Origin of the sequence: Mycobacterium colombiense CECT 3035, assembly GCF_002105755.1 — a bacterium.
Lineage (GTDB): Bacteria > Actinomycetota > Actinomycetes > Mycobacteriales > Mycobacteriaceae > Mycobacterium > Mycobacterium colombiense.
Map to the genome: position 1 here is coordinate 182,529 of NZ_CP020821.1, position 16,357 is coordinate 198,885.

Annotated in this window: 16 protein-coding genes; 6 read left to right on the plus strand and 10 right to left on the minus strand. The window is 70.6% G+C overall.

Annotated elements, in window-relative coordinates; translation table 11 throughout:
- The first annotated feature begins 10 nt into the window (after positions 1 to 10).
- The 6 genes from B9D87_RS00935 to B9D87_RS00960 all read left to right on the plus strand — a co-directional run bounded on the left by B9D87_RS00935 (position 11) and on the right by B9D87_RS00960 (position 6,553).
- On the plus strand, positions 11 to 1,516 hold the full coding sequence (locus B9D87_RS00935; RefSeq protein ID WP_007775239.1) for a cobyric acid synthase: 1,506 nt from the start codon (positions 11 to 13) through the stop codon (positions 1,514 to 1,516).
- A 130-nt stretch (positions 1,517 to 1,646) separates the two neighbouring features.
- Positions 1,647 to 2,198: an alpha/beta hydrolase gene (locus tag B9D87_RS00940; protein WP_007775237.1), complete on the plus strand. Its 552-nt coding sequence runs from the start codon at positions 1,647 to 1,649 to the stop codon at positions 2,196 to 2,198.
- 20 nt (positions 2,199 to 2,218) lie between these two features.
- Positions 2,219 to 3,613, plus strand: coding sequence for a glutamine synthetase family protein (locus B9D87_RS00945; RefSeq protein ID WP_040631480.1), 1,395 nt, complete (start codon positions 2,219 to 2,221; stop codon positions 3,611 to 3,613).
- On the plus strand, positions 3,594 to 4,409 hold the full coding sequence (locus B9D87_RS00950; RefSeq protein ID WP_007775222.1) for a gamma-glutamyl-gamma-aminobutyrate hydrolase family protein: 816 nt from the start codon (positions 3,594 to 3,596) through the stop codon (positions 4,407 to 4,409). The genes B9D87_RS00945 and B9D87_RS00950 overlap by 20 nt, the downstream gene beginning before the upstream one ends.
- Entirely contained in the window at positions 4,406 to 5,770 is a 1,365-nt protein-coding gene (locus tag B9D87_RS00955) for an aldehyde dehydrogenase family protein (RefSeq protein ID WP_007775219.1), read from the plus strand. The genes B9D87_RS00950 and B9D87_RS00955 overlap by 4 nt, the downstream gene beginning before the upstream one ends.
- 3 nt (positions 5,771 to 5,773) lie before the next feature.
- Positions 5,774 to 6,553 carry a 3-oxoacyl-ACP reductase gene (locus B9D87_RS00960; protein WP_007775218.1) on the plus strand — a complete coding sequence of 260 codons (780 nt, stop codon included), beginning with the start codon at positions 5,774 to 5,776 and terminating at the stop codon, positions 6,551 to 6,553.
- On the opposite strand, the gene B9D87_RS00965 is transcribed toward B9D87_RS00960, so the two are convergent.
- From B9D87_RS00965 to hypF, 10 genes are all read right to left on the minus strand, one after another.
- Positions 6,550 to 7,497, minus strand: a complete 948-nt coding sequence (locus B9D87_RS00965; protein ID WP_007775216.1) for a PPE family protein — start codon at positions 7,495 to 7,497, stop codon at positions 6,550 to 6,552. The two genes, B9D87_RS00960 and B9D87_RS00965, sit on opposite strands and share 4 nt — an antisense overlap.
- Before the next feature lie 142 nt (positions 7,498 to 7,639).
- Positions 7,640 to 8,098 carry a hypothetical protein gene (locus B9D87_RS00970; RefSeq protein ID WP_007775213.1) on the minus strand — a complete coding sequence of 153 codons (459 nt, stop codon included), beginning with the start codon at positions 8,096 to 8,098 and terminating at the stop codon, positions 7,640 to 7,642.
- An 85-nt stretch (positions 8,099 to 8,183) separates the two neighbouring features.
- Complete coding sequence (locus B9D87_RS00975) at positions 8,184 to 9,308, minus strand: alkaline phosphatase family protein (RefSeq protein ID WP_007775209.1); 1,125 nt, start codon at positions 9,306 to 9,308, stop codon at positions 8,184 to 8,186.
- Positions 9,309 to 9,329: 21 nt separating this feature from the next.
- On the minus strand, positions 9,330 to 10,040 hold the full coding sequence (locus tag B9D87_RS00980) for a DUF6390 family protein (protein WP_080598638.1): 711 nt from the start codon (positions 10,038 to 10,040) through the stop codon (positions 9,330 to 9,332).
- Between the two features lie 20 nt (positions 10,041 to 10,060).
- Positions 10,061 to 11,191 (minus strand): hydrogenase formation protein HypD, encoded by a 1,131-nt coding sequence (gene hypD, locus B9D87_RS00985; RefSeq protein ID WP_007775205.1) that lies wholly within the window; start codon positions 11,189 to 11,191, stop codon positions 10,061 to 10,063.
- 14 nt (positions 11,192 to 11,205) lie between these two features.
- Positions 11,206 to 11,478, minus strand: coding sequence for a HypC/HybG/HupF family hydrogenase formation chaperone (locus tag B9D87_RS00990; protein WP_007775203.1), 273 nt, complete (start codon positions 11,476 to 11,478; stop codon positions 11,206 to 11,208).
- Positions 11,479 to 11,499: 21 nt separating this feature from the next.
- Complete coding sequence (hypE, locus tag B9D87_RS00995; protein ID WP_007775201.1) at positions 11,500 to 12,612, minus strand: hydrogenase expression/formation protein HypE; 1,113 nt, start codon at positions 12,610 to 12,612, stop codon at positions 11,500 to 11,502.
- On the minus strand, positions 12,612 to 13,274 hold the full coding sequence (locus B9D87_RS01000; protein ID WP_007775198.1) for a D-sedoheptulose-7-phosphate isomerase: 663 nt from the start codon (positions 13,272 to 13,274) through the stop codon (positions 12,612 to 12,614). The genes hypE and B9D87_RS01000 overlap by 1 nt, the downstream gene beginning before the upstream one ends.
- Complete coding sequence (locus B9D87_RS01005) at positions 13,271 to 13,990, minus strand: HypC/HybG/HupF family hydrogenase formation chaperone (RefSeq protein WP_007775196.1); 720 nt, start codon at positions 13,988 to 13,990, stop codon at positions 13,271 to 13,273. The genes B9D87_RS01000 and B9D87_RS01005 overlap by 4 nt, the downstream gene beginning before the upstream one ends.
- Positions 13,987 to 16,356: a carbamoyltransferase HypF gene (gene hypF / locus B9D87_RS01010; protein ID WP_007775192.1), complete on the minus strand. Its 2,370-nt coding sequence runs from the start codon at positions 16,354 to 16,356 to the stop codon at positions 13,987 to 13,989. Before hypF ends, B9D87_RS01005 begins: the two co-directional genes overlap by 4 nt.
- Between the last annotated feature and the right edge of the window lies 1 nt (position 16,357).

Sequence of the window (16,357 nt, forward strand, 5' to 3'; positions counted from 1 at the left end):
CGTTTGCCGGATGACCGGAGCGCTGCTGGTCGCGGGCACCAGCTCCGACGCCGGGAAATCGGTGGTGGTGGCGGGCCTGTGCCGGCTGTTGGCCCGCCGCGGCGTCCGCGTCGCGCCGTTCAAGGCGCAGAACATGTCCAACAACTCCGCGGTCACCGTCGAGGGCGGTGAGATCGGCCGCGCCCAGGCGATCCAGGCGCGTGCGGCGGGGCTGGAACCCAGCGTGCGGTTCAATCCGATCCTCCTCAAGCCGGGCAGTGACCGCACTTCGCAGCTGGTGATCAAGGGCCGGGTCGCGGACTCGGTCAGCGCCAAAAGCTATGTGCGGCATCGTGATCAGCTGGCATCCGTCGTCCTGGACGAATTGACCTGCCTGCGTGCCGAATTCGACGCGGTGATCTGCGAGGGGGCCGGTTCGCCGGCCGAGATCAACCTGCGCGCCACCGATCTGGCCAACATGGGTCTGGCCCGGGCCGCGCGGTTGCCGGTGCTGCTGGTCGGGGACATCGACCGCGGCGGCCTGCTGGCGCATCTGTTCGGGACGGTCGCCGTGCTCGAGCCGGACGACCAGGCCCTGATCGCCGGCTTCATCGTCAACAAATTCCGCGGCGACCGCGCGCTGCTCGAGCCCGGGCTGCGCCGGCTGCACGACCTGACGGGCCGCCCGACCTACGGCGTGCTGCCGTACGCCGACGAGCTGTGGCTGGACGCCGAGGACTCGCTGTCGGTGGTCGCGCATCGCGTCATCGGCACGCCCGCGCCGCCGTGCGGCGATCAGTGGCTGCGGGTGGCCGCCATCCGGCTGCCCCGGATCTCCAACTCCACCGACGTCGAGGCGCTGGCCTGCGAACCCGGCGTGCTGGTGCGCTGGGTCACCGATCCCGCCGACATCGCCGACACCGACCTGATCGTCATCCCCGGCAGCAAAGCGACTGTCGCCGACCTGGGTTGGCTGCGCGAGCACGGCCTGGACGACGCGATCACCGCGCACGCCGGCGCCGGCAAGCCGGTGTTGGGCATCTGCGGGGGATTTCAGATGCTGTGCAGTCGCCTAGACGATCCGGTGGAATCCGGGACCGCGGGCGTGTCCGGCCTCGGCCTGCTCGACGCCGACATCGCCTTCGATTCCGAGAAGACGTTGCGCCGCTGGCAGCGGCCCCTCGCCGGCTACGAGATCCATCATGGGCGGGTCACCCGCTGTGACGAGGAGAGCTGGTTCGCGCCCGACGCGGACCGGCGTCCGCAGGGTGTGGTGCGCGGCGCGGTCTTTGGAACCCATTGGCACGGCCTGCTCGACAACGACGATTTTCGGCGCGGGTGGCTGCGCCGGGTCGCGGATGCGGCCGGGCGCGGCGGCTTCGTGGTCGGTGACGTCAACGTGGCCGCGCACCGCGATGCCCAGCTCGATCTCGCCGCCGACCTGCTGGCGTCTCATCTGGACATCGAGGGTGTTCTCAGCCTGCTTGATGGTCCGCCGCCGCGGCGACCTGTTCTCGCAAGTCGCTTGTCGCAGTAGGGTATTCGCAGCACCGGCGGCATGAACGACGCCGTTGACGGGATGGTAAAAATTCCTCACTTGCGTACCAGATGCCCAAGAATCGTCGCGCTCGGATGCCGTTTGGCTGTAGCGTGCTTGGGTGTCCTCGATGATGACCACCCTGGACGGGTTCCCCGTGCCGGTGGTCGTGGCCGGTCCGGAGAACGGCGTCGTCGTCGTCATATTGGCCGACGAGGAGCGTGTCCCGGCGGCCTACGACGCCGTCTGCGAGCGGCTGCACACCGCGTCGCTTCGAACGGTCGTGGTCGGCTTCGACCCGCGCCTGACCCCCAAGTCGTTGATCGGCATCCTCGACGCGCTGGGCATCGGGTGGGCCGTGGTGATGGGCGACCGCGCCGGCGCTGAGCTCGCCTGGGAACTCACCGCGACCAAGCTGGGCCGGTTCGTCGGGCTGGTGGTGATCGACCGCGGCCACCCGCGGGCCGGCAACTACGAGGGCGCCATCACCGACGGGCACTGCCCACCGGTCGAGATCGGCACCACCGTGTTGGTCAGCTCGCCGGCCGCCCGGGCGGTGGCCCAGGCCAGCCAGCGCTACGTCTACGCCGACTACCGGGTGGTGCACCTGGGGCGGCGCACCGTGCAGGAGTCGACGGCCCAGCTGGCCGCCGAGATCATTTTGCGCACCAGCACCTGGTAGCGCCTGGTTGACTGACGGTCATGGTCAGTGAAGACAGTGCTGTGACCGAGCCCAACGCCGCCATGTTGTCCCTGCCCGCGCTCGACCGACTGATCGGCGCCGGCGAGATGGACACCGTCATCGTGGCGTTCCCCGACATGCAGGGCCGGCTGGTCGGGAAGCGGATCGACGCGCGGCTGTTCGTCGACGAGGTGGCCGCCCACGGCGCCGAGTGCTGCGGCTACCTGCTCGCCGTCGACGTCGACATGAACACCGTGGGCGGGTACGCGATGTCGAGCTGGGACACCGGCTACGGCGACACGGTGGCCAGGCCCGACCTTGCCACGCTGCGGCGCGTTCCCTGGCTGCCCGGCACCGCGTTGGTGATCGCCGACGTGGGCTGGCCCGACGGCAGCCCGGTCGCCGTGTCGCCGCGGGCGATCCTGCGCCGGCAGCTGGACCGGCTGGCCGACCGGGGACTGGCCGCCGACGTGGCGACCGAGCTGGAATTCATCGTGTTCGACGAGACCTATCGTCAGGCGTGGGCCAACGGGTACCGCGGGCTGACCCCGGCCAGCGACTACAACATCGACTACGCGATCTCGGCGTCGTCGCGCATGGAGCCGCTGTTGCGCGACATCCGCCGGGGCATGGTCGGCGCCGGCCTGCGATTCGAGGCCGTGAAGGGCGAATGCAACAGGGGGCAGCAGGAAATCGGCTTCCGGTACGCCGACGCGCTGGTCACCTGCGACAACCACGTCATCTACAAGAACGGTGCCAAGGAGATCGCCGACCAGCATGGCAAGAGCCTGACGTTCATGGCCAAATACGATGAGCGAGAAGGGAACAGCTGTCACATTCACCTTTCGCTGCGCGATCCGCAGGGCGGCGCGGTGTTCGCCGACCCCAGCCGGCCGCACGGCATGTCGTCGGCGTTCTGCGGTTTCCTGGCCGGCGTGCTGGCCACCCTGCGCGACCTCACGCTCTTTTACGCGCCGAACATCAACTCCTACAAGCGATTCGCCGACGGCAGTTTCGCGCCCACCGCGCTGGCGTGGGGGTTGGACAATCGCACCTGCGCGCTGCGCGTGGTCGGCCACGGGCCCAGCACCCGGGTCGAGTGCCGCGTCCCCGGCGGCGACGTCAACCCCTATCTGGCGGTGGCGGCGATCGTCGCCGGCGGGCTGTACGGTATCGAACGGGGCCTCGAGCTACCGGAGCCCTGCGCGGGAAACGCCTACCAGGTTCCCGGCGTCGAACGATTGCCGGGCACGCTGGCGGAGGCGGCCTCGGTGTTCGAGCACTCGACGCTCGCGCGCGATGTGTTCGGCGGCGAGGTGGTCGCGCACTACCTGAACAACGCCCGGGTGGAGTTGGCGGCGTTCAACGCGGCGGTCACCGACTGGGAGAGGATGCGTGGGTTTGAACGCCTCTGAACTTGATGGTGGCGACCCGCTGCGCCCGGCTGCGCCGCGCTTGCGATCGCCACGGCTTGATGGTGGCGACCCGCTGCGCCCCGTCGTCGGCCTGACCACCTATCTGGAACAGGTGCAGACCGGCATTTGGGACATCCGCGCCGGGTACCTGCCCGCCGACTACTTCGAAGGCGTCCTGCTCGCCGGCGGGATCGCGGTGCTGCTGCCGCCGCAGCCGGTGGACGCCGGAATCGTCGACGCGGTCCTGGACGGCCTGCACGCGCTGGTGATCACCGGCGGCTACGACCTGGACCCCGCCAGCTACGGCCAGCAACCGCACCCCACCACCGACACGCCGCGAACCGACCGCGACGCGTGGGAATTCGCGCTGCTGGAGGGCGCGCTGCGGCGGGGCCTGCCGGTGCTGGGTATCTGCCGCGGCGCACAGGTGCTCAACGTCGCGCTGGGCGGCACGCTGCACCAGCACCTGCCCGACGTCCTGGGCCACAGCGGGCATCGGGCGGGCAACGGGGTGTTCACCAGGCTGCCAGTGCGCACGGTGGCGGGCACCCGGCTCGCCGCGCTGGTCGGGGAGTCCGCCGATGCGCCGAGCTATCACCACCAGGCCGTCGACCGGGTGGGGGACGGCCTGGTGGTCAGCGCGCGGGACGCCGACGGCGTCGTGGAGGCGCTGGAGCTGCCGGGCGACAGATTTGTGCTTGCGGTGCAATGGCATCCGGAACAGTCGCTGGAAGACCTGCGGTTGTTCGCGGCGATCGTCGACGCCGCCCGGTCCTACGCGGAGCGCACGAGTTGAGCGCCGCGCGGCTGATCAACCCGGCGACCGAGGAGGTGCTGCGCTCGGTCGAGCACGCCGACGCCGCCGCCGTCGACGACGCGGTGGACCGGGCGCGGGCAGCCCAGCGGCGGTGGGCCGCGTTGTCCCCGGCCGAACGGGCCGCCGGCCTGCGGGACTTCGCCGCGGCCGTCGACGCGCATCTCGACGAGCTGGCCGCGCTCGAGGTCGCCAACTCCGGGCATCCCATCGGCTCAGCCGAATGGGAGGCCGGTCACGTCCGCGACGTGCTGAATTTCTACGCGGCCAGCCCGGAACGCTTGTCCGGCAAGCAGATTCCCGTCGCCGGCGGCCTGGACGTCACGTTCAACGAACCGATGGGCGTGGTCGGCGTGATCACCCCGTGGAACTTCCCCATGCCCATCGCGTCGTGGGGCTTCGCACCGGCGCTGGCCGCTGGCAACGCCGTGCTGATCAAACCCGCCGAGGCGACGCCGCTGACCACCATCCGGCTCGGCGAGCTCGCGGCGCAAGCCGGGCTCGACGCGGACCTGCTGCAGGTGCTGCCGGGTCGGGGCGCGGTCGTCGGGGAGCGGTTCATCACCCACGCGGGAGTCCGCAAAATCGTGTTCACCGGGTCCACCGACGTCGGCAAACAGGTGATGTCCCGCGCGGCCGCTCAGGTGAAGCGGGTGACTCTGGAACTGGGCGGCAAGAGCGCCAACATCGTGTTCGCCGACTGCGACCTCGAGCGGGCCGCCGCGACCGCACCGGCCGGGGTGTTCGACAACGCGGGGCAGGACTGCTGCGCTCGCAGCCGAATCCTGGTGCAGCGCAGCGTCTATGACAGGTTCATGGAGCTGCTCGAGCCCGCCGTCACCGGCGTCGTGGTGGGCGACCCGGCGTCCCGGGACACCGAGATGGGTCCGCTGGTGTCGGCCGCGCACCGCGACAAGGTGGCGTCCTACGTCCCCGACGACGCGCCCGTCGCATTCCGCGGCACCGCGCCGACCGGCCCCGGATTCTGGTTCCCTCCAACGGTTCTGACCCCGCAGCGCACCGACCGCAGCGTCACCGAGGAGATCTTCGGCCCGGTCGTCACGGTGCTGGCCTTCGACGACGAGCGCGACGCCATCGCGCTGGCCAACGACACCAGCTACGGGCTGTCCGGATCAATCTGGACCGACGACCTGTCCCGTGCGCTGCGCGTGTGCCGGGCGATCGAATCCGGGAATCTGTCGGTGAATTCGCACTCGTCGGTGCGGTACAGCACGCCGTTCGGCGGGTTCAAGCAGTCGGGGCTGGGCCGTGAGCTGGGCCCGGATGCGCCGTTGCACTTCACCGAGACCAAGAACGTATTCATCGCGATCAGAGAGGACTAGGCGGTGGCGGTCGATCTCACCCAACGATTGGCGGGCCGTGTGGCCGTCGTCACCGGCGCCGGCGGCGGCATCGGGCTGGCCGCGGCGCGGCGGATGCGCGCCGAGGGCGCCACCATCGTGGTCGGCGACATCGACGCCGACGCGAGCGCCGCGGCGGCCGACGAACTCTCCGGCCTGTTCGTGCCCACCGACGTGTCCGACGAAGACGCGGTCAACGCGCTCTTCGATACCGCGGCGCGGTCCCACGGGCGCATCGACATCGCGTTCAACAATGCCGGCATCTCACCGCCCGACGACGACCTGATCGAGAACACCGAATTGCCGGCGTGGCAACGCGTCCAAGACGTCAACCTGAAGTCGGTGTACCTGTGCTGCCGGGCGGCGTTGCGGCACATGGTTCCGGCGCGGAAGGGCTCGATCATCAACACGGCGTCGTTCGTCGCCGTCCTGGGGTCGGCGACGTCGCAGATCTCCTACACCGCGTCCAAGGGCGGCGTGCTGGCGATGTCGCGCGAGCTGGGTGTGCAGTTCGCCCGGCAGGGCATCCGGGTGAACGCGCTGTGCCCCGGGCCGGTCAACACCCCACTGCTGCAAGAGCTTTTCGCCAAGGACCCCGAGCGGGCCGCCCGCCGGCTGGTGCACGTCCCGGTGGGCCGATTCGCCAACCCGGACGAGATCGCCTCAGCGGTGGCATTTTTGGCCAGCGACGACGCATCGTTCGTCACCGCCTCGACGTTCATGGTCGACGGCGGCATCAGCGCGGCCTACGTCACCCCGCTTTAGCCGCCGTACTTATCGGCCGCGTGTGACTCGCTGCTCGCGACCAAGTGGATGGGCTCGCCGACCCGCTCCTCGCGCGGCCGCTCCATCATCGGGGCCGCGGCCACCCAGGCGCGCGGCACCGACAGCACGCCGAGCGCCGTCCCGCGGCCCAGGCCCGCGCGCACGCCGTCGGTGACAGCGGGCTTGGGGAACAGCGATCGCAGGGCCGCGGTCTTGTTCATGGAATTGAGGCGGCCGATCGCGAAGTCCGACGGCGCGGTCACCGAATTCAGTTTCGACAGCGACGGGGTGACCGCGGCGAGCGACGCCTCGAGCGTGGTCAGCGGCGACGACGACAGCCGGTTGAGGGTGTCGGGTATCGCCGACAGCAGTTCGCCGCCGGCCGAGATCACGTCCGGCGCCGATTGCAGGGCCCAATTACGTTTCTTGGCAACGGGATTGCCGGGCGGGGCGGGGAAGGGCGACATGGTCGCGGCACCGGCCGCGGCCGCGGCGTAGGCGCGCATGGCCTCGGCGTTGCGCGCCCACATCGCGTCGTACTCGGCGTCGACGTTCGCGATCGCCGCGCTCCGCTGGCCCAGGCAGTTCGTCGACAGCAGCGACGTCCGCTGCGCGCGGTTGCCGGCGATCTCCGGCGGCGGCACCGTCGCCGTGAAGGCCCGCTGATGCGCGCCGGCCGCCGCCGTGAGCTGGGCGGCCGCCTGCTGACTTCGGGCCGCGACGGCGCCGAGCCAGTCGACGTAGCGTGCCGCGGCGCCGGTGAGCACGGGGCCCGCGCCGCCCGCCGCCAGCTGAGCGGTCACCGCCCGGTAATCGGCCGCCGCGGTGAACAACCGCGCCGCCAACGTTTCCCACGCCGCGGCGGCGCACATCATCGATCCCGCGCCGGGACCGGAATACATCAGCCCGGAGTTGATCTCCGGAGCCAGCGTCGCGAAATCCATTACAGCCTCCGCCTGCCCATGGCGGCGTCAGTGGTGCCCGAACACATGAGGTCTTCTTTCACGAGATAGACACGGGGGTTACACGCCGTTGGGCGCTTGCCCGCCTCGGTAACCGTCGGCGACACACGCCCCTGGGTCACGATCAGCGGCGGGCGACGCAGATCCGGGTCAAGATATCTCGGTCGGACACGACGGCCGCGGGAGCGCGGGGTCCGGTGCCGCCGGGCGCAAACCCTGCCGGGGTGAACGACAGCGGCGCCGGCGTCAGCACCGAGTGCGGTGACAACCGGTTCCAGGTCAGGGGCTGTTCTTTGGTCATCCACGCGCTGCGGAACGGCTTCGTGTTGGTCTTTTTCGCCGGTGCCGAAGATTCCGCAGCGGCCAGGTCGGCCCGGCCGGGGGCGACGGGACGCTGCTGCGTCGGACCGCCGTGCGCGCCGACGGTCGGCGCTGACCACGCCGCCGGCTGCGGCGCGGCCGTCGCGGCGAGGTTGGGTCGCACCGAGGAACCCGTGAGCAGGGCGACGAACACCCCCAGCGCCGCGGTAACCGCGATGGCCAGCCGCCATCGCCGAGTTGCGCCAACGCCCTTGAAAACCACAGTGCACCGAATGTACCGCGCGAAGATCGGTGAACGGTTGCGGCGAGCTGTGAACTCGATCCGAGTCCGATGTGTGTTTGCGCAGCTACGGGCGGAAAACGATCAGCGGAATCGCCATCTCCGCCGCGGTGGCTCCGCCGTGAAAGCCGACCAGGCGCGCCGTTTCCGGGGGCTCGTGCGCGCTGGCCAGCACCGCGGTGTCGCCGGAACAGACGACCACCACGTCGCCGAGCCGCTCGGTGTGTGGCGCGGCGACCGGCCCGAACATGCCGGTGGCCACCGCCTGCTCGCGGCTGTATACGGTGGCCCGGCCGTCCAGCAGCTCACCCCACACGGCCTGCACGTCGGCGGCGGCGCCCGGCTCGGTGTGCAGGTACCGCACCCGCGGCTCGCCGGCCACCACCCGGATCCCCTCGGACAGCCGGGGGTCGGTGTCGAGGTCGACGCGCGCGTCGGGTGGGACGTTGATGCCGCCGTGGTCGGCGGTCACCAGCACCGCCGCGTTCGCCGGCAGCGCGTCCAACAGGCGCGACAGCAGCACGTCGATGTTGGCGGCCGCGGCGTGCCACTGCTCGGAGCCGATGCCGAAGACGTGGGCGGCGGTGTCGAGTTCGGCGGTGTAGCCGTAGACCAGCCCCGGCGCCGCGCGCAGCTCGTCGGCGACCAGCCCCGCGTAGTCCCCGGTGGGATCGGCCGGGTGCAACTCGGCGCCGCGATAGGCGGCCTCGGTCAGCCCGCTGCCGATGAAAGCGGCGGGCAGCACGGCGCGCGCGCTCACGCCGGCGTTCTTGAGCCGTTCGAACCAGGTCGGCACCGGCTGCCAGAGCGCGGGCGGCGGGTCGTCGCGCCACCGGACATGGTGGAGCACCCGGTCGGTGCCGGGCACCTTGAGCGTGAAGCCCAGGATCCCGTGTTCGCCCGGCAGCGCACCGGTGCCCAGCGACACCAGGCTGGTCGGAGTGGTCGACGGGAACGTGCAGTCCAGCCGGGTCAGGCGCCCGGTGGCACCGGCCAGCACGGACGCGAGCAGCGGCGCGCCGGCGGCCAGCTGGGGAAGCAGGTGCCAGCCCAGCCCGTCGACCAGCACGACGAGCACTCGGTCGATCCGGTCGGCGTCCGCCCAGTCCGCCACCGCCACGTTGTCCACCGCGGCCGGGACCCCGAGCAGCGCGGCCGCGGCGGGCAGCACGTCGCACAGGGAACCGGGCACGGGGCCAGTCTGGCGGTCAAGTCAGACGCGCGCCAGTCGGCCGCTGGTCGCCAGCAGCTGCCGATCCGTGCTGTCGGTCAGCGCGCACAGCTGCGCCGGCGACAGCCGGCCGCACAATCGGCCCCAGTGCATCGCCACCACATCACCGGCGGCCACGTCGGGCACCGCGCTGTACCCGTCGGCCCACACCTCGAGAACCCGGGGCGCCGGTTCGGACAGCGTCAGCGCCCGGCCATCCCAGGCCAGCCTTTCGCACAACACCTCGACGCGGTCGGCATCGCGGGAAAGCGCTGTGCCCCAAGTGATCCGGCAGTTGTCGAGCACACTCAACGGATGCTCATCCATGCCGCGCCCGAGAAACCGCGTCCACGGATACACCCCGAACACGTGGAAGCAGTGATTGCCGGCGGCCTCGCAGGCCAGATCGGCGGTCAGGTGCGACCAGTAGTGGCCGGCCTGCGGGCCGATGATCGCGAGCAGCGCGTCGAAGAAGTCCTGCGGGTCCAGACCGGCCGCGACGCCCCCGCCGAGCCAATACGATTCGACCAGACGGTAATCCAGCGGGTCGGCGATGCCGGTCAGTTGCGACAGCACCCGCAGATATGGCCACGCGCCGGAGAACTTCGTCGCCGCCCTGCGCACGTCGGCGACCGACCCGTCGCGCAGGGTGGCCCCCAACGGTGGACCGCAATAACCGAGCGCGTTGGGCGCATAGGCGTAGCGGGCGAACATCTCGGCGCCCATGTCAGCGGTCAAGTGCGCCCCACCAGCTTGACGGCGTCGCGGTGCATGCGCCCGAAGTTGTAGTAGGCCGCACAGGCGCCCTCCGGGGACACCATGCAGGTTCCGATCGGCGTCTCCGGTGTGCAGGCGGTACCGAAAACCTTGCACTCCCAAGGCTTGAGCACGCCCTTGAGCACCTCGCCGCATTGGCAGGCCTTCGGGTCGGCGACGCGCACGCCGGGCATCGCGAACCGCAGCTCGGCGTCGAACTCGGCGAAGTCGTCGTGCAGCCGCAGCGCGCTCTGCGAGATGAAACCCAGCCCGCGCCATTCGAAGTGCGGGCGCAGCGCGAACACCTTGCCCATCAATGCCAGCGCCGCGGGGTTGCCGTGCTCGGGTACCACGCGCTTGTACTGGTTCTCCACCTCGCAGCGGCCCTCGCGGATCTGGCGCAGCAGCATCGCGACCGAGGCCAGGATGTCCAGCGGCTCGAAACCGGCCACCACCAACGGCTTTCGATACACGTCCGGCACGAACCGGTACGGGCGGTTGCCCACCACGGTGGACACGTGCCCGGGACCGATGAAACCCGACAGCCGCAGGTCCGGTGACTCGAGGATGGCCCGGATCGGCGGCACGATGGTGACGTGGTTGCAGAAGACGCTGAAGTTGGGCAGGCCCAATTCGCGCGCCCGCACCAGGGTCACCGCGGTCGACGGCGCGGTGGTCTCGAAACCGATGGCGAAGAACACCACGTGTTTGTCGGGGTTGTCGACCGCGATCTTCAACGCGTCCAGCGGGGAGTAGACGAACCGCACGTCGGCCCCGCGGGCCTTGGCGTCCAGCAGGCTGCCGTGCGAGCCGGGCACCCGCATCATGTCCCCGAAGCAGGTGAAGATCACGCCGGGTTGGCCGGCCAGCCACATCGCGTCGTCGATGCGGCCCATCGGGATCACGCAGACCGGGCAGCCCGGCCCGTGCACCAGTTCGACGTTGTCCGGCAGCAGGTGTTCGATGCCGTGCCGGTAGATGGTGTGCGTGTGCCCGCCGCACACCTCCATGAATTTGAAGTCCTCGCCGCCGTCACCGGCCAGGTGTTCGATGGCCGTCAGCAGCTTGCGCGCTGCGGCCGGGTCACGGAATTCGTCAACGAATTTCATTGCCGCTCCTAGGGTCAGACGATGGCCGACGAATCGAAGGCCTGCATTTCGACCGCGTACGTGTCGCCGAGTTTCTTGATGGCGGCCAAGGTGAGCAGCGCCTCGGTCTCGTCGATCTTGGCCATCGCGAACCCGACGTGCACCAGCACCCAGTCGTCCGGGGTGGGCATGTCGTCTTCCAACAGGCGCACGCTGATCGTGCGTTGCACGCCGCTGACGTCAACCTTCGCCAAATAATTTGCAGGATCGGTGATCTCCACGATCCGGCCCGGAATTCCTAGGCACATGTCGGTGTATCTCCTCATCTATCAACAGATCCGGGGCAGCGGGTCGCCGACCAGCATGTCGACGATCCGGGTCCCGCCGAATCCGGTGCGCAGCACCACGCTTTCCGCCGGTTCGGTGACGATTTCCCCGACCTCGGCCGCCTGCGCGCCCAATGGGTGCGACCGTAACGCGGCCAGTCCGGCCTCGACCTCCTCCGGCGCGACGACGGCGACGAACTTGCCCTCGTTGGCGACATAGAGCGGATCGATGCCGAGCAGTTCGCAGGCGCCGTTCACCATGGGCGCCACCGGAAGTCGTTCCTCTTCGAGCAGCACCCCGAGGCCGCAGGCCTGGGCCAACTCGTTGCACACCGTGCCGACCCCGCCCCGGGTCGCGTCGCGCATCCACCGGGTGGACGGGGCGGCCGCCATCAGCAACTCGACCAGCGGGCTGACCGACGCGGTGTCGGAGGCGATGTCGGCCTCGATGGCCAGGTCGCCCCTGGCGAGCATCACCGCCATGCCGTGATCGCCCATCGACCCGGACAGCAGCACCTTGTCTCCGGCCCGGACCGACTGAGCCGACAGCGCGCGGCCCGCGGGGATGACGCCGGTTCCGGCGGTGGTGATGAACAGGCCGTCGGCCGCGCCCTTGGGCACCACCTTGGTGTCGCCGGTGACGACCTGCACCCCGGCGGCCGACGCCGCGGCGGCCATGTCGGCGACGATCTCTTTCAGTTCGCTGATCGGGAAACCTTCTTCGAGCACGAACGCCGCCGAGATCCAGGACGGCACGGCGCCGGCCACCGCCAGGTCGTTGCAGGTGCCGTGGATGGCGAGTTCGCCGATGGACCCGCCGGGAAACCGGCGGGGTTGCACCACAAAGGAATCCGTCGACATCGCCACCCGCTCGCCGCTGGGCAGGGCCAGGACGGCACCGTCGCCCAGCGACTCGAGCAGTGGATTGCGAAACGCCTCCACGAACACCGCGTCCACCAGCGCCGCCGACGCCTTGCCGCCCGCCCCGTGCGCCAGGGTCACATGGTCGTCGAGCAGCCGGGGGCGACGCCGGCGGAACGACTCGATCCGCTCGATCACGTCGCCTTCGCCGAACCGCGGCCCCGACGACAGGTAATCACCCGCGGGCTTGTTCATCACGCCGCCCCCCAATCGTGAGCAAGGCAATCGTGGACGGCCAGCCACAACTGGTAGCCGACCAGCGCCTGTGATTCCTGAATGCGGTGCACGCTCTGCGACCGAACGACGAAGCAGGCGTCCACGTTCGGGTTGTTGACGAACGCGCCGCCGTCGTAACCGGAAAAACCGATGGTGTACAGGCCGCGCTTGTGCGCCTCGGCCAGCGCCGTCAGCAGGTTGGGAGAATTGCCGCTGGTCGACATCGCGATCGCGATGTCGCCGTCGCGCGCGCGGGCGATCAGCTGCCGGGCGAACACCAGCTCGAACCCGACGTCGTTGCCCAGTGCGGTCAGGATCGCCTGGTCGGCGGTGAGCGACCAGGCCGGCAGGGGATTGCCCAGCGGCGGCCGCGCGAAGAGTCCGGCCAGCGTGGTGCAGTCGGTGCAGCTGCCGCCGTTGCCGAAGGTGAACATCCTTCCGCCGGCGGCGAATCGGCGCGCCAGCTCGGCGGCGGCGGCCGCCAGCAGGTCGGCGTTGGCTTCCAGCGTGGAGCGTCGCAGTGCGAGGCTTTCGGACGCCTTGGCCAGCGCGGAGGCGGCGAGGTCGGTGAGCAGCGCGGAGGGGTCGTCCTCTTCGGCGTCGATGAACGGGTACAAGAAGTTGGTGGGCTCCGGACTCATGAAACGTCCTCCTCATCCATGCGGCTGATCGCGGTGCCGGCGTGCACCAGCACCAACTCGCCGGGAGCGACCGGGTCGACGAGCGTGGTGACCACGTCCTCGACCCCCCGGGCGGTGCGCACCCGGGCCTGTCCGCCGGCCGAGGCGCTCACCACCTCGCCGAGCCGGCCCTCGTCGCTGCACGTGACACACACCTCGTCGTCGGGTTGGGGTTTGAGCAGCCCGGAGTGTTCGAAACACACATGGGTCAGCTCCCACAGCAGGTGGTAGAACAGCACGAAGCCACCGGTGGCGGGCACGCGCGGGTCGGGATCGTCCAGCCACAGCACGTGATCGGCCATGGCGGCGGGGGCCACCTCGCCACTGCCGATCCAGATCGTGGTGGCGCCCCAGGCCGGTGCGCGGCGCATCACCGCACGCACGTCCGCATTGTCGGCACCCGATATCGCGACCACGATGTCGCCGGGGCGCACCGAAACCCGCACCAGGTCCACCAGATCGGATCCGGTCAACGCCACGGCCGGCAAGGCCCGCTTGCCCATGATCACCGGGTGGACGAATTCGACCGCGATGTGCAGCGCATGGGGTTCCCACGACGGCGCGATGGACCACATGGTGGCGCCCGCGGCGAATCGCTTGGCCAGCGTCAGGGCGGTCGCGGCGAGGTCTTCGGCCAGTTCGGCGCTCAGCCCGCGATCGATGGCGGTGGTGATCATCGCGTCGACACCTCCTCCTGTGCGGTCAGCACCGAGACCGCGGCCTGTCCCAGGGCCAGCCCGCCGTCGTTCGGTGGCACGATGCGATGTGTGAGCACCTCAAACCCGTTCTGCCGCAACCGCGTACGGCAGGCTTCCAGTAGCAGGACGTTCTGGAACACGCCGCCGGTGAGCCCCACCAGCGCGGTGCCGCCGGCCACCTGGGTGACGACCTGCGTGACGGCGACCGCGACGGCCTGGTGAAACGCCGCGGCCAACACCGCCGGTGCTGTCCCGGCGTACAGCGCCGCGACCATGGTCTGCACCATCGGGGCGGGATCGATGACCCCGTCGGCACCCACCGTCAGGGGCAACGACGGCCGCGTGCGGGTATCGCCGGCCGACTGCGCCAGCGCTTCGAGTTCGATCGCGGCCTGCCCCTCGTAATCGATGCGGTGCCGCACCCCCAGCAGGGAGGCGACCGCGTCGAACAGGCGGCCCATGCTCGAGCAGGGCACGCAGGCCGCCCCGGTCTCCAATTGCGAACGGGTGAGCCGCAATTCGTCGTCGGACGCGGCCGCCACCGGCGCCAGGTCGGGGGTCCAGTCGATGTCGGCCGCCCACAGCTGGGACAGCGCCATCCGCCACGGGTTGCGCACCGCCGCGTCGCCACCGGGCAGCGGCACCGCCGACAGGTGGCCGGCCCGAACGAAACGATGGCTGCGGGCGTCGAGGGTGAGAATCTCACCGCCCCAGATGGTTTCGTCGCAGCCGTAACCGGTGCCGTCGAAGGCGACGCCGACGATGGGTTCGCCGAGACGCCCATGTTCGGCCAGCAGCGACACCACATGGGCGTGATGGTGCTGGACCAGATCCAGCGGACGCTCGCCGGCATGACGCTCCGCCCAGCTCCGCGTGTGATAGCCGGGATGCAGGTCGGCGGCCAGACGTGCCGGCCGGCCACGGATTTCGCTGAGCTGGCTCACCGCCCGCTCGAACGCGCGCAGCGTCTCCCAGGTGGCCATGTCGCCGATGTGTCCGGACAGGTAGGCCCGGCCGCCGTCGGTGAGGCAGAAAGTGTTCTTCAATTCGCCGCCCACGGCCAGCACGGCCGGGCCGTCGAGTCGCAGGTCGATCGGCAGCGGTGCGTAGCCGCGGGACCGGCGGATCGGCAGCTCGTGGGCCCCGTGTTCGTCGTGGACGACACGCACCACCGAGTCGTCGCAGGGCACGTGAATCGGCCGGTCGTGATCGAGCACCGCATCGCATAGCACCGGGAGTCGGTGCGCGGCATCACCGTCGGTGAAGCAGATGGGCTCGTCGGAGCGGTTGGCACTGGTCAGCACCAGCGCGTCGGGCGCCGGTGCGGAGCCGCCGGGTACCGGTGCCAGCAGCAGGTGATGGAGGGGGGAGTACGGCAGCATCAGTCCCAGCAGCGGGCTGCCCGGCGCGACAGCCTCGGCGACGGGCGCGCCGCCGCGCCGCCGCAGTAAGACGATCGGGCGGGCCGGGCCGGACAGCACCGCGGCCTCGGTGGCGTCGAGGTGGGCGTAGCGGCGCGCCACGCCGAGGTCGCGCACCAGCATCGCAAAGGGCTTGGCGCCGCGCGCTTTCCGGGCCCGCAACGCGGCGACCGCCGTCTCGTCGTCGGCGAGGCAGGCCAGGTGGTAGCCGCCGACACCCTTGATGGCCACCACGGCGCCGGACGCCAGGGCGCCCTGGGCGGCGGCCAGCGCCGCGTCCGCGCCGCTCACCCGCCCGGCCGGCGAGGCGAACCACAGGCTGGGCCCGCAGTCGGGGCAGGCGATCGGCTGCGCGTGGAATCGCCGATCAGCCGGGTCGTGGTATTCGGCGGTGCAGCGCGCACACATGGCGAACCGTGACATCGTGGTGGCGGGCCGGTCGTAGGGCAGTGCGGTGATGATGGTGAACCGCGGCCCGCAGTTGGTGCATGTCACGAACGGGTGCCGGTAGCGCCGGTCGAGCGGGTCGAACAGCTCGGTGACGCAGTCGTGACACACCGCGATGTCGGGGGGGATGGGAGTGCTGGTGCCGGCGGCCAATCGGCTTGGCACGATGCGGAATTCGGGTGGGCACGCGGGGTCGGCGGCGACGTCGGCAAGCTGTACGTCGGCGATCCGCGCCAGGGGCGGCGCCTCGGCGCGCAGCCGGCGCCCGAATTCCGCCACCGCGGCGGGCCGGCCCTGCACCTCGAGGAAGACCGCGCCCGAGTCGTTCCCGACGAACCCGGCCAGGCCCAGCTCGGTCGCGATCCGATGGACGAACGGGCGGAAGCCGACCCCCTGCACCACACCGGTGACCGTGGCGCGCTGCCGCACTTGGGTGTCGTGTGGGCCGCGCCGCAACAGCAGGGGGGTCTCGGTCATC